We start from the raw sequence: 20,865 nt of genomic DNA, 5'->3' as shown, positions 1-20,865 counted from the left end.
GTGGGGCCAGGTCAGAACCAGTCCGACTCTCGGACGAGGCGCATCGCCGTTCGGCGCTCGCCCTTCTCGAGGCGGTCGAGGTAGAGGATGCCGTCGAGGTGATCGGTCTCGTGCTGCAGAGCCTGCGCCATGAGGCCCGTGCCGGAGAGCTCGATCTCCTCGCCGTCGAGGTCGATTCCGCGCACGCGCGCGAAGGGATAGCGCGGCGTCGGGTGCCAGAGACCCGGCACCGACAGGCAGCCTTCGTCGACGAGCTCCTTCTCGCCCGAGACCTCGACGATCTCGGGGTTCAGGATGTAGCCCACGACGCCGTCGACGTTGTAGCTGAACGCGCGGAGCCCCACGCCGATCTGCGTGGCCGCGACACCGGCCCGACCGGGAAGACGCACGCTGTCGAGGAGGTCGGCGACGAGGCCGCGGACGCGGTCGTCGATGACGTCGATGTGCTCGGTGGCTGACTTCAGAACGGGGTCTCCGAAGAGACGGATCGGGCGTTCGGGCATGCTGGTGTGACGGGTCCTTCCGCGCGGGGGTCAGGCTTGTTCGACGGGGATGCCCTCGATAACGAGAGCCGCGAGCTCTCGCGCCGAGTGCCGCGTGACCGGCCGCAGGCGATCCCAGTGCACGACCGATCCGGCCGCGAGTTGAGGGTCGTAGGGAATGCGCACGATCTCGCGCACGCGCGACTGGAAGTGCGCCTCGATCTCATCGACCTTGACGAGGTGCGTTCCCTGGGTGGCGAGGTTGATCGCGACGATCGCGTTCGAGACGAGGTGTTCGAAGCCGTTGGCCTCGAGCCACGTCAGGGTCTCCGACGCGAGACGCGCCTCGTCGACGCTTCCGCCCGAGACGATGACGACCGAGTCGGCGCGCTCGAGGGTCGCTCGCATGACCGAGTGCACGATTCCCGTGCCGCAGTCGGTGAGGACGATCGAGTAGTAACGCGCGGCGAGCGAGGCGACGACGTTGTAGTCATCGGCGTCGAAGGCCTCCGACAGGTGCGGGTCGGGGTCCGACGCGAGGATGTCGAGTCGGGTCTCATCGCGAGAGACGTACGCCGAGAAGTCGGTGAAGCCGCCGATCGACCCTGCTTTGGCCACGACGTCGCGCACGGTCGCCCGGGTCTGACGATCGACGCGCTCGGCGAGGGTCCCCCGGTCGGGATTCGCATCGACGGCGACGATACGGTCGTCGCGCGCGTCGGCCAGCGCCATGCCGAGCAGAGTCGTGATGGTCGTCTTGCCGACGCCGCCCTTGCGGGTCAGGACGGGGACGAAGCGGGCTCCGCCCTCGAACCGCCGACGGATGCGTGCATCGAGCTCGCGCTTCGCGAGGGTCTTCGGCGAATCGCCGAGGTTCACGGTCTTGAGCGTCGCCGAATAGACGAACCGGTTCCAGCCGCCCGTCGGCGCGGGCCGCGTCGTGCGCGACTGCTCGATGAGGCGCTCGGCCGTGAGGGCGTCGCTCCCCTCGGCACCCGCGGGCGTGAGGCTTCCCGCGGGGACGTCGACGTCGACCGAGGTGACGCGGGACCCCGCCCGCCGCGGCTCGCGGTCGGCGGCGAGGAGCGCGCCGTACGGCGACGAGTCGGCGGCCGACTGCCGGTACGTGCTGCGTGCGACGACCGGCGTCGCGAGCTCGATCGACTGCGTCGACGACGTCGCGCCGTCGATGGCGACGGGGTTGATCGCGACGTCGTCGATCGCCACGGCGACCTCGTCGGCCGGCACCTCGCGCTCGGCCGGCGGCAGGTCGACCTGGATCGTCAGGCTCTCCGGCAGATCCTGGGCGAGATGCGCCCCGGTTCGCGTCGGAAGCTCTCCGACGTACTCATCGGCACCCGCGGTCGCGAGTGCGCCGTCGTCTTTGTCGCTCTGTCGCTCAGCCACGGTGACCCCTTCGGTGCGGGACCCGGCAGGGATCCGCGTGAATTCTAGCGCGGACGCACCACGACGAGCAGGTCTCCGGCCTCGACCTGCTGGGTCGGGGGCACGGCGAGCCGCTCGACGACACCCGCGACGGGCGAGGTGATCGCGGCTTCCATCTTCATCGCTTCGATCGACGCGACGGCCTGTCCTGCGGCGACCTCGGCACCGACCTCGACCTGGAGCGTCACGACGCCCGAGAACGGAGCGGCGACCTGGCCGGGCTGCGAGGCGTCCGCCTTCTCTGCGGCCTTCGACTCGACGGTGATGCCCCGATCGCGCACGAACACCGGACGGAGCTGACCGTTGAGGATCGACATGACGGTGCGCATGCCCTTCTCGTCGGCTTCACCGATCGCCTCGAGACCGACGTAGAGCTTCACGCCCTTCTCGATCTCGACGACGTGCTCCGACGCCTGCGTGAGGCCGTAGAGGTAGTCGCTCGTCTCGACCATCGACAGGTCGCCGAAGAGCTCACGGATCTGCTCGAACTGACGCGTGGGCGCCGGGAAGAGCAGACGGTTGAGCGTCGAGCGTCGGGTCTCGCTGTCGGACTCGAGAGCGGCGACGTCCTCCGGGCTCAGCTCGGCGACACCGACGCGGACGTCGCGGCCCGCGAGCACCTTCGTGCGGAAGGGCTCGGGCCACCCGCCCGGCAGATCGCCGAGCTCGCCGGCCATGAAGCCGACGACCGAATCGGGGATGTCGTAGTTCTGCGGGTTCTCGGCGAAGTCGGCCGGGTCGGCCTTGACGGCGGCGAGGTGGAGGGCGAGGTCGCCCACGACCTTCGACGAGGGAGTGACCTTCGGGACGCGCCCGAGGATGCGATCGGCGGCCGCGTAGAGGTCTTCGATGCGCTCGAAGTCGTCGGCGAGGCCGAGGGCGATCGCCTGCTGGCGCAGGTTCGACAGTTGTCCGCCCGGGATCTCGTGGTTGTAGACGCGGCCTGTCGGCCCCGGCAGTCCCGACTCGAACGGCTTGTAGGTGCGGCGCACGGCCTCCCAGTAGGGCTCAAGGTCGCTGATCGCCGCGAGGGAGATACCGGTGTCGCGCTCGGTGTGGGCGAGGGCCGCGACGAGCGACGATGCCGAGGGCTGGCTCGTCGTGCCCGCCATCGGTGCGCTGGCCACATCCACGGCATCCGCACCGGCACGGCTCGCCGCGAGGAGCGTCGCGAGCTGACCGCCAGCGGTGTCGTGGGTGTGGACGTGCACGGGCACGTCGAAGCGCTCACGCAGGGCGCCGACGAGCTTCTCGGCGGCCGCGGGCCGGAGAAGACCCGCCATGTCCTTGATCGCGAGGATGTGCGCACCCGACTCGACGATCTGCTCCGCGAGGCGCAGGTAGTAGTCGAGCGTGTACAGGTCTTCGGCGGGGTCGAGCAGGTCACCCGTGTAGCAGAGGGCGACCTCGGCGATCGCGGCGCCCGTGTCGAGCACGGAGTCGATCGCGGGGCGCATCTGCGACACGTCGTTGAGCGCGTCGAAGATGCGGAAGATGTCGATGCCGGTCTCTTGGGCCTCGCGCACGAACGCATCGGTCACCTGCGTCGGGTACGGCGTGTAGCCGACCGTGTTGCGGCCGCGCAGGAGCATCTGGATGTTGATGTTCGGCAGGGCCTCGCGGAGGGCCGCGAGGCGCTCCCACGGGTCTTCGCCGAGGAAGCGGAGGGCGACGTCGTACGTCGCACCGCCCCAGGCCTCGACCGAGAGCAGCTCGGGCGTCATCCGTGCGACGTAGGGGGCGACCGCGACGAGGTCGCGTGTGCGCACACGGGTGGCGAGCAGCGACTGGTGAGCGTCGCGGAACGTCGTGTCGGTCACCGCGAGGGGGGTCTGCGCGCGAAGAGCGGCGGCGAAGCCCACGGGGCCGAGTTCGAGCAGACGCTGACGCGAGCCGTCGGGCGCCGGGGTCGACACGTCGATGTTCGGCAGCTTGTCGCCGGGGCGCACCGTCGTCGGGGCCTTGCCGTTCGGCTGGTTGACCGTCACGTCGGCGAGCCAGTTGAGGATCTTGGTTCCGCGGTCCTTCGACTCGCGGCCCTTCAGGAGACCGGGACGCTCGTCGATGAACGACGTCGAGAGGTCGCCCGCCTCGAACGCCGGGTCGTCGAGCACGGCCTGCAGGAACGAGACGTTCGTCGCGACACCGCGGATGCGGAACTCGGCGAGGGCGCGCTTGGCGCGCTGCACGGCGGTCGCGTAGTCACGGCCGCGGCACGTGAGCTTCGCGAGCATCGAGTCGAAGTGGGGGCTGATCTGCGCACCCGGGTTGATGGTTCCGCCGTCGAGACGGACACCCGCACCACCGGGCGAGCGGTAGGTCGTGATCTTGCCGGTGTCGGGCCGGAAGCCCGCCATCGGGTCCTCCGTCGTGATGCGGCACTGGAGGGCTGCGCCGCGCAGACGGATGTTCTCCTGCTCGAGACCGAGGTCGGCGAGGCTCTCGCCCGCCGCGATGCGCATCTGCGAGACGACGAGGTCGACGTCGGTCACTTCTTCGGTGACGGTGTGCTCGACCTGGATGCGCGGGTTCATCTCGATGAAGACGTGCTCGCCGGCACGCTCCCCCGCGGTGTCGAGGAGGAACTCGACGGTTCCCGCATTGACGTAGTTGATCGACTTCGCGAACGCGACGGCGTCGCTGTAGAGCCGCTGACGCACCTCGTCGGAGAGGTTCGGGGCGGGCGCGATCTCGATGACCTTCTGGTGGCGGCGCTGCACGGAGCAGTCGCGCTCGAAGAGGTGCACCGTTCCGCCCTCGGCGTCGGCGAGGATCTGAACTTCGATGTGGCGAGGGCGGAGGACGGCCTGCTCGAGGAACATCGTCGCGTCGCCGAAGGCGCTGTCGGCCTCGCGCATCGCCTCTTCGAGCGCGGGGCGCAGCTCGTCCTTCGTGTTGACGCGGCGCATGCCGCGCCCGCCGCCACCGGCGACGGCCTTGGCGAAGATCGGGAACCCGATCTCGTCGGCCTGGCTGATGAGCAGGTCGATGTCGCGCGACGGCGGCGTCGATCCGAGCACGGGGACGCCGGCGGCGATCGCGTGCTCCTTCGCGGTGACCTTGTTGCCGGCCATCTCGAGGACTTCCTTCGGCGGACCGATGAAGACGATGCCCGCGTCGCGCGCGGCCTGAGCGAGCTCGGGGTTTTCGGAGAGGAAGCCGTAACCCGGGTAGATCGCGTCGGCGCCGCTCTCCTTGGCGACGCGGATGATCTCCGAGACGTCGAGGTACGCGCGCACCGGGTGACCGGGCTCGCCGATCTCGTAGGCCTCATCGGCTTTCAGCCGGTGGAGCGAGTTCCGATCCTCATAGGGGAAGACGGCGACGGTCTTCGCTCCCAGCTCATAGGCGGCACGAAATGCGCGAATAGCGATTTCACCGCGATTGGCAACGAGGATCTTCGTGAACATGGCGTCCTTCCGAGTAGCACGGCGCACAGCGAACGTTTAGGTTCTCCCAGACTAGTGAAGGTAACGTGTCTCTTCGTGCACGTACTCAGCGTCAGCTCCCTCAAGGGCGGGGTCGGTAAGACCACCGTCACCCTCGGACTGGCGTCAGCGGCGTTCTCCCGGGGCATCCGTACACTCGTCGTCGATCTCGACCCGCAATCGGATGTCTCGACCGGAATGGATATCTCCGTCGCCGGTCATTTGAATGTCGCCGACGTCCTCGCGTCTCCGAAGGAGAAGATCGTCCGATCGGCCATCGCGCCGAGCGGCTGGGCCTTGACGACCCCGGGCTCCACCATCGACGTCATGATCGGCAGCCCGTCGGCCATCAACTTCGATGGACCGCACCCGTCGATCCGCGACATCTGGAAGCTCGAAGAGGCCCTCGCCAATGTCGAGGCCGACTACGAGCTCGTCCTCATCGACTGCGCCCCCTCGCTCAACGCGCTCACGCGCACGGCGTGGGCCGCGAGCGATCGCGTCGCCGTCGTCACCGAGCCCGGCCTGTTCTCCGTCGCGGCAGCCGACCGTGCCCTCCGCGCGATCGAGGAGATCCGCCGCGGACTCTCGCCGCGCCTGCAGCCCCTCGGCATCATCGTGAACCGAGCACGCGTGCAGTCCCTCGAGCACCAGTTCCGCATCAAGGAACTGCGCGACATGTTCGGGCCCCTCGTGCTCTCCCCCCAACTTCCGGAGCGCACGTCGCTCCAGCAGGCGCAGGGCGCCGCCAAGCCGCTGCACATGTGGCCCGGCGAGAGCGCGGAAGAGATGGCACGTCACTTCGACCAGCTGCTCGACCGCGTGCTGCGCACCGCCCGCATCGGCGAGTACGCCCAGCAGGGCTGAGGACGGCTTCCCGCCGAGCAGAACCTCCGAAACGAGGAACGCTCCGGCCTGCCGAGCAGGACCGGAGCGAGCGCGTGAGCCCGTGAGGCTAGGAGATCTTCTTGGTCTTCGTCGTGCGACGGGCGGCGAGTTCGTCGAGCGGGTCGACGGTCTGCGTGTCGAGCTCGACGAGACTCGTCTCGACCTCGCGCAAGACCTTGCCGACGGCGATGCCGAAGACGCCCTGGCCGCGGCTGACGAGGTCGATGACCTCGTCGTTCGAGGTGCAGAGGTAGACGCTCGCACCGTCGCTCATGAGGGTCGTCTGGGCGAGGTCGCTGATCCCTGCCTCGCGCAGCTGGTTGACCGCGATGCGGATCTGCTGGAGCGAGATGCCGGTATCGAGCAGTCTCTTCACGAGCTTGAGGACGAGGATGTCGCGGAAGCCGTACAGGCGCTGCGTGCCCGAACCCGATGCGCCGCGCACGGTGGGCTCGACGAGCTCGGTGCGTGCCCAGTAGTCGAGCTGGCGGTAGCTGATGCCCGCGGCACGAGCGGCGACGGCGCCGCGGTAGCCCGACGCGTCGTCCATTTCGGGCATGCCGTCGGTGAACAGCAGTCCGAGGTCGTACGCCCCGTCACTCTGGCTGAGCTCACTCATGCGGCCGCCCTTCTGTAGTTGCGCCACCGTGTCGGTGGAATCGACGCCGTGCGGCGCAAGGTCCACGCTATCGAGGCCACGAGGGCCGATCAATCACATCGGGCCGAACGTCTCGGCGTGTCGCGATGCTCATCGTGCGAGTCGACCGATCGCGCCCCGGATGAGGCTCGATCGGACCGTCTCGAGCTGACCGGCGATCTCGAGACCGCGCTCGGTCGCGCTCGCCTTGCTCGACGCCTCACGCCTGCGCAGTGCGGGTGCGAGCGCCGCGGAGATGAGAGCCGATTCACGATCGGCCGCCGCCCGGAGTCCGCGCAGGTGACGCGGTTCGATCCCTGCACGACGAAGCCCGACGAGCGCCTGCAGTACCGCGAGTGCATCGTCGTTGTACGCATCGGCGGGCACGATGAGCGACGCGGCGACGGCCTCGTCGAGGAGGCTCGCCGACGCTCCGGCCTCGCGGAGGAGCTCCTCGCGCGGCATCCGTCGGCCGACGCCGAGCATGCTCGCACCCTGCACCTGGCCCGGGAAGGCGGGGTTGCGACCCGCGTCGAGGTCGGTGACGTAGGCACGGATGACCTTGAGCGGAAGGTAGTGGTCACGCTGGAGCGACAGGATGAGTCGTAGCCGTTCGAGGTCGGCCTCGCAGAACTTGCGGTAGCCCGATTCGGTGCGCGCCGGCGTGATGAGGCCCTGCTCCTCGAGGAAGCGCAGTTTCGACGGCGTGAGCTCGGGGTAATCCGGGCTCAACCGGGCGAGCACCTGTCCGATGCTCAGAAGGGGCGCGTGGCCGCGGGATTCGGCAGCGGCACCCGCCACTATTCGCTCGCCTGCACTGCCAGGTCGTGCCGCGAGGCGTAGAAGGTGAGTCGGAACTTGCCGACCTGGACCTCGGCGCCGTCGCTCAGGAGGGCGGTGTCGATACGGACCCCGTCGAAGTAGGTGCCGTTCAGCGACGTGAGGTCGCGGACCTCGAACGCGGTGCCGTGACGGTGGAACTCGGCGTGCTTGCGCGAGACCGTCACGTCGTCGAGGAAGATGTCGGCGTTCGGGTGACGACCCACGGTCGTGACGTCGGTGTCGAGGAGGAAGCGCGAACCCGCACCCGGACCGCGGCGGGCGATCAGGAGCGCCGAACCGGTCGGCAGGGCCGCGATGGCCTCCTGCTCCTCGGCAGAGATTCCGGCATCGATGGCCGCGAGCTGCGCAGCAGCCTCACGGCTGAAGCCCAGCGTCGTATCGGGACCGCCTGATGACAGCACGGAGTGCGCGCCCGTCAGATCGGACTCGTCGGCGCCGCCGACGGCTTCGCTGTTCTCGTTGTCGCCCACGGTGGACCTCCTATCAATCCAGCGTATCGGATCGAAGGCCGACCGAGTGCCGATCGGAGCGGATCACACGGAAGGTTTCGAGCGCGTAGATCGCACCGGCCCACCAGTACAGGAAGGCGCCCCACAGGGTGAGCGCCCAGCCGAGCGGGAGGCTCACGGCGGAGAGCTCGGGGAACGCCGCTCCGAGCATGATCACGGGGAGGCCGAAGAAGAGCGCGAACGTCGCGACCTTGCCGAGGGTGTGGACGGGGAGCGGCCCGTATCCGTGGTTCGCGAGCACGACGCCGAGCACGGCGAGGAGCACGTCACGGCCCACGATGACGACGACGATCCACCACGGCACGAACTCGCGCCACGCGAGCCCGATGAGCGTCGCGAAGATGTAGAGGCGGTCGGCCGCGGGATCGAGCAGCTGGCCGAGGCGCGTCACCTGGTTCAGACGGCGGGCGAGGTATCCGTCGGCGAGGTCGGTCAGGCTCGCGGTCACGAGCACGATGAGCGCGCCGAGATACTCGCCCGCGACGATGAACGCGAGGAACACCGGCACGAGGGCGATGCGCAGCATGCTGAGCACGTTCGGCACCGTCCACACGCGTGAACCCGGATCCCGCTCGCCCCCTGCCACACGGGAAGTCTATCGACCGCTAACATGCGGGCATGGGTCCCCTCGTGATCTGCCTCATCGTCTGCGGCTGCATCGCAGCGGCGTGCTGGCTCCTGTCCGTCCTCACGCACGAGCACTCGTGGGTCGACCGCATCTGGTCGATCGCACCCGTCGCCTACGTCTGGATCTTCGCGGCGTCGACCGGGCTCGCCGATGCACGGCTCGTGCTCATGGCCGTGCTCGTCACCCTCTGGGGGGCGCGGCTCACGTTCAACTTCGCGCGGAAGGGCGGCTACGCCCCCGGCGGGGAGGACTACCGCTGGGGATATCTGAGGGATCGGATGCCGCGCTGGGCGTTCCCGCTCTTCAACGTCTTCTTCATCGCGGCGTATCAGAACGCCCTCATCCTCCTGATCTGTCTCCCGGCACTCACCGTCGTGGAGGCTGCGCCGTCGCCGCTCGGCCTCGCCGACGTGCTCGTGGCGCTGCTCTTCCTCGCTCTCCTCGTGGGCGAGACGATCGCCGACGAGCAGCAGTGGCGCTTCCACCAGGCGAAGGCCGCGCGCGCCGCAACCGGCGGAGCGAGCGAGCCGCGCTTCCTGACGACGGGGTTGTTCCGCTACTCACGGCACCCGAACTTCTTCTTCGAGCAGGCGCAGTGGTGGGCGTTCTACCTGTTCGCCGTGACGGCCACGGGAGCGTGGCTGCACCCGACGGTCGCCGGCGCCGTGCTCCTGACCGCGCTCTTCATCGGCTCGACCTGGATGACCGAGAAGATCTCCCGCGAGCGCTACCCCGAGTACGCCGAGTACCAGAAAACGACGTCGGCGATCGTGCCGCTGCCGCCGAGGGCAGCCGCCGTGCGGGTCACGAACTGAGGGCGTCGACGAGCTCCGGCCAGCTAGCGGCGAAGCCGGGGTGGAGCGGCAGGGCGGCGACGTCATCGAGGGCCACCCAACGGATCTCGATGCTCTCGGGATCGGTCACACCCGGCTCGAAGTCGCGCACGACATCGACGACGACGGTCGTGTACGACCAGTAGCCGAGATCGAAGACGCGCTCGAATCGGACCTCGACGCCGTCGCGGGGAACGCCGGCCTCCTCGCCCGCCTCGCGCAGGGCGCCGTCGACCGCCGACTCCCCCTCGTGCCGCGCGCCGCCGGGGATTCCCCAGGTACCGCCGAAGTGGCTCCACTCCGCACGGTGCTGGAGGAGCACACCGAGACGCTCGTGCACGACGAGGAGGCCCGCCGCTCCGAAGCGCCCCCAGTGGCGATCACCGCTCGGTCCTTCGACCCAGGCATCACCCGTCGTACCGCTCATGACTCCTAGTATCGCGCGCCGATCAGCGGTCGTCGTCCGGAGTCTCGGGTAGCTGGTCGAGGATGTCGCGCATTCCGTCGAGGAAGCGGGCGATCGTGCGACGCTCGTCGAGGTCGAACTCCTCGGCGAGGCCCCGCATCATGCCGTGCATGCCGCCGAGGGTCGAACGCATGCGCTCGTGCGCGAACGGCAGGGTCGTCAGGAGCCGCGCACGCCGGTCGGTCGGGTGCTCGGTCTGGGCGATGTGCCCGGCGGCGACGAGTCGGGCGACGACCTTCGTCGTCGCGGCCGAACTGATCTCAAGATGGCGTGCGAGCTCGGCGCTCGAGAGCGGGTTGCCCGTGCGTTCGGCACTCACGATGGCACGGAGCGCGAAGAGGTCGGTCTCGTTCATGTCCATCGACTCGCGCGTGCGACGGCGCATGCCGTCCTCCGAGTCGCGGTAACGCCGCACGGCCTGCAGCACGAGATAGATGTCGTCGGGCTCGCCAGAACCCTCCCCGTACCAATAACGTCGAGGGAGGGAACGAACGTCGTCGCCGTTACTCACACCTCGATGGTAGCGTGAGAATCGCTAACCGGGTTAGCATTATCGGCAACAGTTCGGAGGGAGTCGTCGATGACGATCGAGCAGATGGACCGGACGACCGACGATCACGTCGTACTCCTCGACGCCGAGGGCAACCCGATCGGCACCGCTCCGAAGAGCGCGGCGCACGGGCCCGACACCGCCCTCCACCTCGCCTTCTCGTGCCACGTCCTCAACCCGATCGGCGAAGTCCTCGTGACGCGTCGAGCGCTCGCGAAGGCCACCTGGCCGGGCGTGTGGACGAACTCGTTCTGCGGTCATCCGAAGCCCGCCGAACCCGTCGTCGCCGCGGTCCGCCGCCGTGCCGAGTTCGAGCTCGGCATCGGCCTCGACTCCCTCGAGCTCGGCCTCCCCCTCTTCCGCTACCGGGCGACCGATGCGAGCGGCACCGTCGAGAACGAGGTGTGCCCCGTCTACATCGCGACGACGACCGCCGACCTCGAACCCAACCCGAGCGAGGTCGCCGAGTGGGCATGGGTGCAACCCGCGGCGCTCGCCCGGGCCGTGCACGACACTCCCTTCGCCTTCAGCCCGTGGCTCGCGCTGCAGGTCCGCGAGATGGAGCTCTACCGTGACTGACACCATCGACCGCACCGCCCACATTGACGAGATCGACGCCCAGTTGCGTGCCCTCTTCGCCGTCGAGCGCGTGCGCGCGACCGCCTACGGCGAGCACTACACGGCGCTCTGGGAGACGCTCGAGCAGGCGAGCTCCGGAGGCAAGCGCATCCGGCCGACGCTCGTCAGGCTCGCCTACTTCGCACTCGGCGGCCGCAACACCGGAGCCGTCGACCAGGTGGCCGTCGCCTTCGAGCTGCTGCACACCGCCTTCGTCATCCACGACGACGTCATCGACCACGACACCCGGCGCCGCGGTCAGCCGAACATCGCCGGCGCCTTCGCCGATCGCGGTCGACGCCTCGGCGTCGACGAGGCCGGTTCCGACGCCTGGGGTGAGGCGGCCGCCGTGCTCGCCGGCGACCTCGCGCTCAGCCTCTCGCACCGCACGATCGCGCGGCTCGACGTCGGTGCCGACATCCGGCTCCCCCTCCTCGACATCCTCGATCGGTCGGTGTTCGTGTCGGCCGCCGGCGAGCTCGCCGACGTCGCCTACGCGATCCTCGGCGACCGGCCGGTCATCGACCGCGTGCTGTCGACGCTCGAGCAGAAGACCGCGGTCTACTCCGTCGAGGCGCCCCTGCAGGCGGGCGCCGTGCTCGCGGGAGCCGACACCCGCCAGATCGAGGCGCTCGGCCGGTTCGGGCGCCTCGCCGGCGTCGCGTTCCAGCTCGCCGACGACATCCTCGGCGTCTTCGGCGAGGAGAACGAGCTCGGCAAGAGCACGATCGCCGACCTCCGCGAGGGCAAGCGCACGGCGCTCATGGCTTTCGCCGCGACGACCGACGCCTGGGCGCGGATCGAACCGCTCCTCGGTTCGGCGAGCCTCGACGAGGCCGGCGCCGACGAGATCCGGGCGGCTCTGCGCGAGAGCGGTGCGCTCAGCGCGACGGTCGAACTCGCGCGCGAGCACGTGACCCTCGCGGTCTTCGAGATCGAGTCCTCCGACCTCCCCCGAGACCTCGTCTCCGCACTCACCGATTTCGCGCGCAGCGCCGTCGAGAGGACCCGATGAGCGACCGTCGCCGCACGAACACGACGCTCGGGCTCTACACCAGCACCGCCTCCGATGCCTCGGGCACCGTCATTCGCCGCTACTCGACGTCGTTCGGCGCCGCAGCACGCATGCTCGAACCGGGCATCCGGCGGCGCATCCGAGACATCTACGCCCTCGTGCGGATCGCCGACGAGATCGTCGACGGGGCGGCGGCCGAGGCGGGCCTCGCGGCCGACGAGCTGCTCGACATCCTAGACGAGCTCGAGCGGGAGACCGAGACGGCGATGCGTCGCGGCTACAGCGCGAACATCGTCGTGCACGCCTTCGCCGTGACCGCGCGCGAGTGCGGGATCGAACCGAGCCTCACCCGCCCGTTCTTCGCCTCGATGCGCCGTGACCTCGACGACAGTCCGTTCACGGCCGAGGAGATCGGCCCGTACATCCACGGGTCCGCAGAAGTGGTCGGACTCATGTGCTTGCGGGCGTTCTTCGCGGGCGAGACGATCGAGCCTGCTCGACGTGCCGCACTCGATGAGGGCGCCATCCACCTCGGCGCCGCGTTCCAGAAGGTCAACTTCCTCCGCGACGCGGCCGTCGACTACCGCACGCTCGGCCGCAACTACTTCCCGTGGCTCGATCCGACCCGCATGACGGATGTCGAGAAGCACGCGATCCTCGACGACATCGACGCCGACCTCCGCATCGCCGCCGACTCGCTTCCCCTGCTGCCGCGCTCGGCGCGACCCGCGGTCACCGCGGCCCACGGCCTCTTCCGTCGGCTGTCGACCAAGCTCCGGAAGACCCCGGCCGCCGAACTCCTGACGCGCCGCGTGCGCGTGCCCGATTCCGAGAAACTCATCATCGCCGCCCGTTCGGCACTGGGAGGACGCCCGTGACCCGCGACCGTATCGTCATCATCGGAGCGGGGATCGCGGGTCTCGCGAGCGCCGCCCTGCTCGCGCGCGATGGAGCCGACGTCGTCGTGCTCGAAGCCTCCGACGTCGTCGGAGGCCGCGCGGGCTCGTGGGAGTCCGAGGGATTCCGATTCGACACGGGGCCGTCGTGGTACCTCATGCCCGAGGTCTTCGATCACTTCTTCCGACTGTTCGGTTCGAGCGCCGCCGAGGAGCTCGACCTCGTCGAGCTCGACCCCGGCTACCGGGTCTACTCCGACGGCTACGACGACGCCCTCGACATCCGCGCCGACCGCGAGTCGAACGTCGCGCTCTTCGAGGCGCAGGAGGCGGGAGCGGGTGCGGCCCTCGAGCGTTACCTCGACTCGTCGGAGGAGGCGTACTCGCTCGCGCTCGAGCGCTTCCTCTATTCCGACTTCTCGGCGCCGTCGGCATTCCTCGACGCCTCCCTGCTCCCCCGGCTGCCGAAGCTCACCCGACTCCTGACGAACTCGCTCGACGCGTTCGCGGGCGACTACGTGAGCGACCGGCGCCTCCGCCAGGTGCTCGGCTACCCGGCGGTCTTCCTCGGCACGTCGCCGTACAAGGCGCCGGCGCTCTACCACCTCATGAGCCACCTCGACCTCGAGCAGGGGGTGCTCTACCCGCGCGGCGGGTTCACGACGATCATCGCGGCCATCGAGCGCATCGCGCGCGCCCAGGGCGTTCGCATCGAGACCGGGGCGCGCGTCACGCGCATCCGCACCGAACGCACGAGTCGGCGCACGCGTGCCGCCGGCGTCGACTACGTGCAGGACGGAGTCGCCCACCGCATCGACGCGACCCGCGTGGTGTCGGCCGCCGACCTGCACCACACCGAGACCGAGCTCGTGCCGGCGGACCGGCAGACCTACCCCGAATCGTGGTGGCAGAAGCGCGACCCGGGGCCGGGAGCCGTGCTCGCGATGCTCGGAGTCCGCGGCGAGGTCGCGGGGCTCCTCCACCACTCGCTCTTCTTCACCGCCGACTGGCGCGGCGACTTCGAGAAGCTCTTCGGCGACGACCCCACGGTTCCGGAGCCGACCTCGTTCTACGCCTGCATGCCGAGCGCGACCGACGACTCGGTCGCGCCCGCAGGCGACACGAACCTCTTCCTCCTCATCCCCGTGCCCGCCGACACCGGCATCGGTTCGGGCGGCATCGACGGCGCGGGTTCGACGGAGGTCGAGAGCATCGTCGATCGCGCCATCGCCCGGCTCGCGGATGTCGCGGGCGACCCCGATCTCGCCGACCGGATCGTCACCCGGCGTACCGTGGGCCCGGCCGACTTCGAGTCCGACCTCAACTCGTGGCGAGGCGGAGCACTCGGTCCGGCGCACACGCTCCGCCAGAGCGCGTTCTTCCGCGGTCGCAATTCGTCGAAGGTCATCGAGGGCCTCCACTACGCCGGCGGCACGACGATCCCCGGCATCGGGCTGCCGATGTGTCTCATCAGCGCCGAGATCCTCGCGAAGGGCATCCGGGGCGACCGCAGCACGAGTCCGCTGCCCGAGCCGGTACGGTCGGAGGCATGATCGGCTTCGTCTATCTGGGGTGCCTCCTCGTCTCCATCGCCTCGATGGGCCTCATCGACTACCGCTATCGCCTCGTCTTCCGCGCCTCACCGGCACGCGCGGCGATCGTCATCGCGGTCGGAGTCGCATTCTTCGTGGCGTGGGATCTCACGGGCATCGCGACGGGCGTGTTCTACCGGGGTGAGACGTCGTTCATGACGGGAGTCCTCGTCGCGCCCGAGCTTCCGCTCGAAGAGATCGTGTTCCTGACCTTCCTCTGCTATCTGACGCTCATCCTCGCTAACGGCGTACGCGTCATCCTCGATCGGCGCGTCGCGAAGGCGGATGCCGCATGACGTATGCCCTCGTGAGCCTGCCGTTCCTCGCCGTCGCCCTCGTCGTGCTCCTCATCGCCCTCCTCCGTCGCCCGCAGGCGCGCGGCCGTCGGCTCGCCGCCGCGGGGGTCGCCTTCGCCGTGCTCGTCGTCCTCACCGCCGTCTTCGACAACATCATGATCGCGGCCGGTCTCTTCGAGTACTCGAGCGCGCACCGCAGCGGTCTCAGCGTCGGCCTCGCCCCGATCGAGGACTTCCTCTACCCCCTCGCCGGAGTGCTGCTCCTGCCCGCCCTGTGGACGCTGCTCGAGAGGCCGACCCGTGACTGACACCTTCCGCCATGTACTGATCGCGTCCCGGCCGCTCAGCTGGATCAACACCGCGTACCCGTTCGCCGCCGCCTACATCCTCACGACGGGCCGCATCGATGCGCTGCTCGTCGTCGGCACGCTCTTCTTCCTCATCCCGTACAACCTCCTCATGTACGGCATCAACGACGTCTTCGACTACGAGTCCGACCTCCGGAACCCGCGGAAGGGCGGGGCTGAGGGCGCGCTCCTCGCTCCGCGGTACCACCGCATCACCGTCATCGCCGGAATCGTCACCGCAACCCCCCTCGTCGTCGCGATGCTCGTGCTCGGTGGCACGGGGCACCCGGCATCCTGGGTCGTACTCGCCGTGAGCCTCTTCGCCGTCGTCGCGTACTCGATGCCGCCGCTCCGCTTCAAGGAGCGCCCGGTGCTCGACTCGATCACCTCGAGCACCCACTTCGTGACGCCCGCGCTCTACGGGCTCACCGTCGCGGGCGCGGAGTTCACGCTCCCTCTCGTCGCGATCGTCGTCGCGTTCTTCTTCTGGGGTCTCGCGAGCCACGCGTTCGGCGCCGTGCAGGACGTCATCCCCGATCGCGAGGCCGACATCGCCTCGATCGCGACCGTGTTCGGCGCTCGCGCCACGGTGCGCATCGCGATCGTGCTGTGGGCGCTCGCGGGTCTCGGCATGCTCGCGACCGAGTGGCCCGGCCCGCTCGGCGCGATCCTCGCCCTCCCCTACATCGTCGTCGTCTGGCCGTACCGCTCGGTCTCCGATGCCGAGTCGGGGCTCTCCAACCGGGCCTGGCGGCACTTCCTCGCGCTCAACTACATCTCGGGATTCCTCGTCACCCTCCTCCTCATCGTGTGGGTGCTCGCGCGATGAGCGAGGCGGCGAGCGCACGGGTCGATGCGTGGCTCTGGGCGACCCGGTTCTATAAGACGCGGTCGGCCGCGACGGCGGCGTGCCGCGCCGGCCACGTGCGGGTGAACGGCGACCGTGCCAAGGCCGCACAGAACCTGAAGGTCGGCGACGAGGTGCGCGTGCGCATCAGCGGGTTCGACCGCATCGCGATCGTCGAGAAGCTCATCGTCAAGCGCGTGGGCGCGACGATCGCGGCGAGCGCCCTGCGTGACCTCACTCCGCCTCCCCCGCCGCGCACCGAGGTGGCCGCCGTGCCTGTCCGCGACCGCGGTGCGGGGCGCCCGACGAAGCGTGAGCGCCGCGACATCGAGAAGCTCCGGGGCCGCGACCTCGAATGACCGGCGCGCACTCGCGACGCGGTGCGACAATGGAGCGATGAGCAAGCGCTTCGCCCACGAGCCCGATGCTTCTCGCTTCGCCTACTACGACGACGAGACGCTCCTCAGCACGCTCGACTACGTCGAACGCGAGGGTGCGATCTCCCTCACCCGTGCGTTCACGTCGCCTCCGCAGCGCGGGCACGGCTACGCGGGAGACCTCGTGGAGTGGGCCGTCGGGCAGATCGAGTCGTCGAGCTCGCGCCGCATCGTTCCGATGTGCTGGTACGTCGGCGCGTGGTTCGACGATCACCCCGAGAAGACCGCGCTCCTCTCCCGCTGACGGATGGGCATGCGATGACCGCCCGGTGTCCACACGCCATTCACCGTCAGGTCATCCACGGTTCGTAGGAATGAAGGGACCACCGTCCCCGTCCCTGGAGCCTCTCCATGTCTGTGCCTCGATCGAGGACCCGTTCACTCTTCCTTCCCGCCCTCGGCGGGGTCGTCGCGGTCGCGGCGTGCCTCGCTGCACCTCCCGCGCTCGCGGCACCCGCGATTACCGTCGCGGCGTCGACGACCGCCGTCGCCGAGCCGATCCGTCACTCGGCGGATGACGCACGCCTGTCGCTCACTCCGATCGGCACCTACGAGAGCGGGGTGTTCGACGAGTCCGCCGCGGAGATCGTCGCCTATCACGGCGAGCGTCTCTACGTCGTGAACGCCCAGGCCGGCGCCGTCGATGTGCTCGACGTCTCCGACCCCACCACGCCGGTCAAGCTCTACACGCTCACCGGTGACGGCGTCGCGAACTCGGTCGCGATCCGAGCCGACGGCCTCGGTGTCGTCGCCCTCGAGAACCCGGTCAAGACCGACCCGGGCTCCCTCCTCTTCTTCGACGCCGACAGCGACGCCGCTGCCCCGCTCGGCTCGGTGAGTGTGGGCGCACTCCCCGACATGGTGACCCTGTCCGAGGACGGCTCGGTCGCCGTCGTCGCGAACGAGGGCGAGCCGAACGATGACTTCACGATCGACCCCGAGGGCTCGATCGGCGTCGTCTCGCTTCCGTCGACGGTCGCCGCCCCGCAGCAGTCGGATGTCCGCATCGCCGACTTCCACGAGTTCGAGGCAGCCGGTTCGAAGACGCTCCACGAGGACGTCCGCGTCTTCGGTCCGACTCCGCACGGCGACGATCTGCCGGTCTCGCGCAACCTCGAGCCCGAGTACATCGCTATTGACGGTGGAACGGCCTACGCCGCTCTGCAGGAGGCCAATGCGGTCGCCGTCGTCGACCTCGCGACGGCGACCGTCACCGACATCCACCCCCTCGGATTCGCCGACCACGGGCAGGACGGCCACGGCATCGACCCGTCCGACCGCGGCTCCGGCTTCGACATCCGCACCGTCCCGGGTCTTCGCGGCATCCCCATGCCCGATGGCATGCAGGCGTACCGCGCGGGCGACACGACCCACCTCGTGACCGCGAACGAGGGCGACGCGCGCGAGTGGGGCGACTACGTCGAGGGCACCCGTGCGAAGAGCATCGCCCAGAACGGTCGCGGACCGGTGTGCGCCGACAGCCCGCTCGCGGGCCTGCTGGGTGACGCCGACCTCGGTCGCCTCAACGTCACGACCGAGAACGGCTTCGACGAGACACAGGGCTGCTACACCGAGCTCTACGCCTTCGGCACCCGATCGTTCTCGATCTGGACCACGAGCGGCGAGCAGGTCTTCGATTCCGGTGAGGACTTCGAGCGCATCACGAACGCCGCCGCACCCGAGTACTTCAACTCCAACCACTCCGAGTCGAACGTCGAAGGACGAAGCGACGACAAGGGTCCGGAGCCCGAGGGGATCACGATCGGGCAGGTCGGCGACCGCACGTACGCGTTCATCGGTTTCGAGCGCGTCGGCGGCATCGCGGTCTACGACATCACCGACCCGGTCGACTCGACGTTCGTCACCTACGTCAACAACCGCGACTTCACGGCGACCGGCTCGGCCGCGGGCGACCTCGGACCGGAGGGGCTCACCTTCATCCCCTCCGACGTCTCCCCCACGGGTGTGCCGCTCCTCGCGGTCGGCAACGAGGTCTCGGGCACCACGACGCTCTTCGAGATCGAGGACCTCGACGCCCCCGCCACGACGACGATCGACATCCTGACCGTCAACGACTTCCACGGCAGGCTCGAACTCGCGGGCGGCTCCGACCGCATCGCGGGCGCGGCCGTGCTCGCCGGGGCAGTCGACACGCTGCGCGCCGAGAACCCGAACACGATCTTCGCCTCAGCCGGAGACGCGATCGGCGCCTCGACGTTCACGTCGTTCTCGCAGCAGGACAACCCGACGATCGACGCGCTCATCGCCTCGAGCCTCGACGTCGGCGCCGTCGGCAACCACGAGTTCGACGCCGGATGGAGTGATCTCGAGGATCGCGTGATCCCGCGGTACGGCGACTCGCGCTACGCGCTCGGTGCGAACGTCTACGCCGCAGGGACGACGACACCGGTTCTCGACGAGTACTGGATCACCGAGAAGGACGGCGTGAGCGTCGCCTTCATCGGCACGGTCACCCCCGACACGGCGAACATGGTCGATCCGGCCGGAATCGCCGACATCGAGTTCGGCGACCAACTGGAGGCCGCCAACCGCGTCGCCACCCAGTTGAGCGACGGGGACTCTGCGAACGGTGAGGCCGACGTCATCGTGCTCCTCGCCCACGACGGCAACGCGACGACCTCGTGCGACGACCTCGCGGCGTCGACGAGCGACTTCGGCGCCCTCGCGCGCGGTGCATCGCCGTCGATCGACGCGATCGTCTCGGCGCACACGCACCAGGTGTACTCGTGCTCGTTCGCGGTCGACGGCTGGGCCGAGGGCGTCGAGCGTCCCGTCATCCAGGCCGGTAAGTACGGAAGCGACCTCGGTCGCCTGACCCTCGAGGTCGACCCGGCCGACGGCCGCGTGCTCGCGGCAGACGGCGCGATCGTCCCCCTGCACGACGGAACCGCGCCGCTCTTCCCGGAGAACGCCGAGGTCGCGGCGATCGTCGCCGCCGCCGTCGCCGAGGCCGAGACCGTCGGCGCCCGCCCCATCGGCACCATCTCGGCCGACATCCTGCGCGGCGGAACGCCGTCGGGCTCGGATCGCGGTGTCGAGTCGTCGCTCGGCAACCTCGTCGCCGATCAGCAGCTGTGGGCGACGTCGAACGAGTCGTTCGGCGGTACCCCGGCGCAGATCGCCCTCATGAATCCGGGCGGCGTGCGTGCCGACCTGATCTACGGAACCGATGGCGTCGTGACCTACCGCGACGTGGCCGAGACCCAGCCGTTCGGCAACACCCTCGTCACGATGGACCTCACGGGAGCGCAGCTGAAGTCGGTGCTCGAGGAGCAGTGGCAGCCCGACGGCTCGAGCCGCCCGAAGCTCCACCTCGGCGTCTCGGAGGGCTTCAGCTACGTCTACGAGCCCGACGCCGCCCGCGGCGAGCACATCGTCTCGATGTCGTTCGAGGGTGCCGCGATCGAGAGCGACGACGTCTTCCGCGTCGCCGTGAACTCGTTCCTCGCGGGCGGAGGCGACAACTTCTCGACTCTCGCCTCGGGGGCGAACCGCGCCGACACGGGTCAGATCGACCTCGTCGCGGCGGTCTCGTACTTCCAGGAGTTCGAGGGCGTCGACCCCGCACCGCTCGGCCGTGCCGTCGTGGCGGGAACCGACTGGGCGGATGTCGCTCTCGAGGCGGCGACCCTCTCCCCCGGCGACACGCTGAAGGCGACCGTCACCGGTCTCACCGAGGGTCAGCAGATCACGGCGACGCTGTACTCGCAGCCGATCGTCGCCGAGGTGCCCGCGGCCGACGCCACGGGGTCGACGTCGTTCGAGATCGCGATCCCGGCCGACATCGAGCTCGGCGCACACCGACTCGTCATCGACTCGGTCGGCCTCGAGCCGATCGAGGTCGCCGTGACGGTCGTCGCCGCCGAAGGCCCGGGCGGCGGCCCGGGGGCCGGCTCCGGAACGCCGGGCTCCGCGCCGACGCCGGGCGATCTCGCGAGCACGGGCGTGTCGATCGGGGCGGCTCTCGCCGTCGTCGTCGCACTGCTCGCGGGCGGCCTGCTGCTCCTGCAGCGTCGACGCCGCTCGGCCGCGACCGACGTCTAGCAGCGCACGCACGAAGCGAAGGCGGGACCCCAGGGTCCCGCC

Annotated in this window: 21 protein-coding genes; 12 read left to right on the top strand and 9 right to left on the bottom strand. The window is 69.5% G+C overall.

What is annotated here, in order from left to right; genetic code table 11:
- Positions 1 to 11 precede the first annotated feature (11 nt).
- From def to BJ972_RS02275, 3 genes are read right to left on the bottom strand one after another with little or no spacing between them, the layout of a single operon-like run.
- Complete coding sequence (def, locus tag BJ972_RS02285) at positions 12 to 503, bottom strand: peptide deformylase (protein WP_129175031.1); 492 nt, start codon at positions 501 to 503, stop codon at positions 12 to 14.
- Positions 504 to 533: 30 nt separating this feature from the next.
- A complete protein-coding gene (locus BJ972_RS02280) occupies positions 534 to 1,889 on the bottom strand; it encodes a MinD/ParA family ATP-binding protein (RefSeq protein WP_129175029.1) in 1,356 nt (451 codons plus the stop codon).
- 44 nt (positions 1,890 to 1,933) lie between these two features.
- Complete coding sequence (locus BJ972_RS02275; protein WP_129175027.1) at positions 1,934 to 5,338, bottom strand: pyruvate carboxylase; 3,405 nt, start codon at positions 5,336 to 5,338, stop codon at positions 1,934 to 1,936.
- A gap of 75 nt (positions 5,339 to 5,413) precedes the next feature.
- Between BJ972_RS02275 and BJ972_RS02270 the strand changes: the two genes are divergently transcribed.
- Positions 5,414 to 6,223: a ParA family protein gene (locus BJ972_RS02270; RefSeq protein ID WP_129175026.1), complete on the top strand. Its 810-nt coding sequence runs from the start codon at positions 5,414 to 5,416 to the stop codon at positions 6,221 to 6,223.
- 88 nt (positions 6,224 to 6,311) lie between these two features.
- Here BJ972_RS02270 and BJ972_RS02265 read toward each other — a convergent pair whose 3' ends face one another.
- The 4 genes from BJ972_RS02265 to BJ972_RS02250 all read right to left on the bottom strand — a co-directional run bounded on the left by BJ972_RS02265 (position 6,312) and on the right by BJ972_RS02250 (position 8,819).
- Complete coding sequence (locus BJ972_RS02265; protein WP_129175025.1) at positions 6,312 to 6,863, bottom strand: MerR family transcriptional regulator; 552 nt, start codon at positions 6,861 to 6,863, stop codon at positions 6,312 to 6,314.
- A 129-nt stretch (positions 6,864 to 6,992) separates the two neighbouring features.
- Positions 6,993 to 7,685 carry a transcriptional regulator FtsR gene (gene ftsR, locus BJ972_RS02260; RefSeq protein WP_373366833.1) on the bottom strand — a complete coding sequence of 231 codons (693 nt, stop codon included), beginning with the start codon at positions 7,683 to 7,685 and terminating at the stop codon, positions 6,993 to 6,995.
- Positions 7,682 to 8,095 (bottom strand): FHA domain-containing protein, encoded by a 414-nt coding sequence (locus tag BJ972_RS02255; protein ID WP_241830820.1) that lies wholly within the window; start codon positions 8,093 to 8,095, stop codon positions 7,682 to 7,684. Before BJ972_RS02255 ends, ftsR begins: the two co-directional genes overlap by 4 nt.
- Before the next feature lie 112 nt (positions 8,096 to 8,207).
- Positions 8,208 to 8,819 carry a CDP-alcohol phosphatidyltransferase family protein gene (locus tag BJ972_RS02250; protein ID WP_129175023.1) on the bottom strand — a complete coding sequence of 204 codons (612 nt, stop codon included), beginning with the start codon at positions 8,817 to 8,819 and terminating at the stop codon, positions 8,208 to 8,210.
- Between the two features lie 32 nt (positions 8,820 to 8,851).
- On the opposite strand from BJ972_RS02250, the gene BJ972_RS02245 reads away from it, so the two are divergent.
- Complete coding sequence (locus BJ972_RS02245) at positions 8,852 to 9,676, top strand: DUF1295 domain-containing protein (protein ID WP_129175022.1); 825 nt, start codon at positions 8,852 to 8,854, stop codon at positions 9,674 to 9,676.
- On the opposite strand, the gene BJ972_RS02240 is transcribed toward BJ972_RS02245, so the two are convergent.
- Positions 9,666 to 10,121: an NUDIX domain-containing protein gene (locus BJ972_RS02240; RefSeq protein ID WP_129175020.1), complete on the bottom strand. Its 456-nt coding sequence runs from the start codon at positions 10,119 to 10,121 to the stop codon at positions 9,666 to 9,668. The two genes, BJ972_RS02245 and BJ972_RS02240, sit on opposite strands and share 11 nt — an antisense overlap.
- Positions 10,122 to 10,143: 22 nt before the next feature.
- Positions 10,144 to 10,671, bottom strand: coding sequence for a MarR family winged helix-turn-helix transcriptional regulator (locus tag BJ972_RS02235; RefSeq protein WP_129175018.1), 528 nt, complete (start codon positions 10,669 to 10,671; stop codon positions 10,144 to 10,146).
- Positions 10,672 to 10,740: 69 nt separating this feature from the next.
- On the opposite strand from BJ972_RS02235, the gene idi reads away from it, so the two are divergent.
- From idi to BJ972_RS02185, 10 genes are all read left to right on the top strand, one after another.
- Positions 10,741 to 11,289 (top strand): isopentenyl-diphosphate Delta-isomerase, encoded by a 549-nt coding sequence (gene idi, locus BJ972_RS02230; protein ID WP_241830811.1) that lies wholly within the window; start codon positions 10,741 to 10,743, stop codon positions 11,287 to 11,289.
- Positions 11,282 to 12,343 carry a polyprenyl synthetase family protein gene (locus tag BJ972_RS02225; RefSeq protein WP_129175016.1) on the top strand — a complete coding sequence of 354 codons (1,062 nt, stop codon included), beginning with the start codon at positions 11,282 to 11,284 and terminating at the stop codon, positions 12,341 to 12,343. Before idi ends, BJ972_RS02225 begins: the two co-directional genes overlap by 8 nt.
- On the top strand, positions 12,340 to 13,221 hold the full coding sequence (locus BJ972_RS02220) for a phytoene/squalene synthase family protein (protein WP_129175014.1): 882 nt from the start codon (positions 12,340 to 12,342) through the stop codon (positions 13,219 to 13,221). Before BJ972_RS02225 ends, BJ972_RS02220 begins: the two co-directional genes overlap by 4 nt.
- Positions 13,218 to 14,792, top strand: a complete 1,575-nt coding sequence (gene crtI / locus BJ972_RS02215) for a phytoene desaturase family protein (protein WP_129175012.1) — start codon at positions 13,218 to 13,220, stop codon at positions 14,790 to 14,792. The genes BJ972_RS02220 and crtI overlap by 4 nt, the downstream gene beginning before the upstream one ends.
- Complete coding sequence (locus BJ972_RS02210) at positions 14,789 to 15,127, top strand: lycopene cyclase domain-containing protein (protein WP_218850980.1); 339 nt, start codon at positions 14,789 to 14,791, stop codon at positions 15,125 to 15,127. Before crtI ends, BJ972_RS02210 begins: the two co-directional genes overlap by 4 nt.
- Complete coding sequence (locus BJ972_RS02205; protein WP_129175010.1) at positions 15,124 to 15,435, top strand: lycopene cyclase domain-containing protein; 312 nt, start codon at positions 15,124 to 15,126, stop codon at positions 15,433 to 15,435. The genes BJ972_RS02210 and BJ972_RS02205 overlap by 4 nt, the downstream gene beginning before the upstream one ends.
- Positions 15,428 to 16,303, top strand: coding sequence for a prenyltransferase (locus BJ972_RS02200; RefSeq protein ID WP_129175008.1), 876 nt, complete (start codon positions 15,428 to 15,430; stop codon positions 16,301 to 16,303). Before BJ972_RS02205 ends, BJ972_RS02200 begins: the two co-directional genes overlap by 8 nt.
- Positions 16,300 to 16,680, top strand: a complete 381-nt coding sequence (locus tag BJ972_RS02195; RefSeq protein ID WP_129175006.1) for an RNA-binding S4 domain-containing protein — start codon at positions 16,300 to 16,302, stop codon at positions 16,678 to 16,680. Before BJ972_RS02200 ends, BJ972_RS02195 begins: the two co-directional genes overlap by 4 nt.
- Before the next feature lie 37 nt (positions 16,681 to 16,717).
- Positions 16,718 to 17,002 carry a GNAT family N-acetyltransferase gene (locus BJ972_RS02190; RefSeq protein ID WP_129175004.1) on the top strand — a complete coding sequence of 95 codons (285 nt, stop codon included), beginning with the start codon at positions 16,718 to 16,720 and terminating at the stop codon, positions 17,000 to 17,002.
- A 107-nt stretch (positions 17,003 to 17,109) separates the two neighbouring features.
- A complete protein-coding gene (locus BJ972_RS02185; protein WP_129175002.1) occupies positions 17,110 to 20,823 on the top strand; it encodes a choice-of-anchor I family protein in 3,714 nt (1,237 codons plus the stop codon).
- The last annotated feature ends 42 nt before the right edge of the window (positions 20,824 to 20,865 follow it).

Source organism: Agromyces atrinae (assembly GCF_013407835.1).
Classification (GTDB): Bacteria; Actinomycetota; Actinomycetes; order Actinomycetales; family Microbacteriaceae; genus Agromyces; species Agromyces atrinae.
Note: the sequence above shows the minus strand (reverse complement) of the source record. Positions and strands in the feature narration are given on the sequence as shown.

Bases quoted from the DNA above. Each gene is read 5' to 3' on its own strand.
- def (WP_129175031.1), bottom strand. From the start codon at position 503: ATGCCCGAACGCCCGATCCGTCTCTTCGGAGACCCCGTTCTGAAGTCA.
- BJ972_RS02275 (WP_129175027.1), bottom strand. From the start codon at position 5,338: ATGTTCACGAAGATCCTCGTTGCCAATCGCGGTGAAATCGCTATTCGC.
- BJ972_RS02265 (WP_129175025.1), bottom strand. From the start codon at position 6,863: ATGAGTGAGCTCAGCCAGAGTGACGGGGCGTACGACCTCGGACTGCTG.
- BJ972_RS02245 (WP_129175022.1), top strand. From the start codon at position 8,852: ATGGGTCCCCTCGTGATCTGCCTCATCGTCTGCGGCTGCATCGCAGCG.
- BJ972_RS02240 (WP_129175020.1), bottom strand. From the start codon at position 10,121: ATGAGCGGTACGACGGGTGATGCCTGGGTCGAAGGACCGAGCGGTGAT.
- idi (WP_241830811.1), top strand. From the start codon at position 10,741: ATGACGATCGAGCAGATGGACCGGACGACCGACGATCACGTCGTACTC.
- BJ972_RS02220 (WP_129175014.1), top strand. From the start codon at position 12,340: ATGAGCGACCGTCGCCGCACGAACACGACGCTCGGGCTCTACACCAGC.
- BJ972_RS02210 (WP_218850980.1), top strand. From the start codon at position 14,789: ATGATCGGCTTCGTCTATCTGGGGTGCCTCCTCGTCTCCATCGCCTCG.
- BJ972_RS02205 (WP_129175010.1), top strand. From the start codon at position 15,124: ATGACGTATGCCCTCGTGAGCCTGCCGTTCCTCGCCGTCGCCCTCGTC.
- BJ972_RS02195 (WP_129175006.1), top strand. From the start codon at position 16,300: ATGAGCGAGGCGGCGAGCGCACGGGTCGATGCGTGGCTCTGGGCGACC.
- BJ972_RS02190 (WP_129175004.1), top strand. From the start codon at position 16,718: ATGAGCAAGCGCTTCGCCCACGAGCCCGATGCTTCTCGCTTCGCCTAC.
- BJ972_RS02185 (WP_129175002.1), top strand. From the start codon at position 17,110: ATGTCTGTGCCTCGATCGAGGACCCGTTCACTCTTCCTTCCCGCCCTC.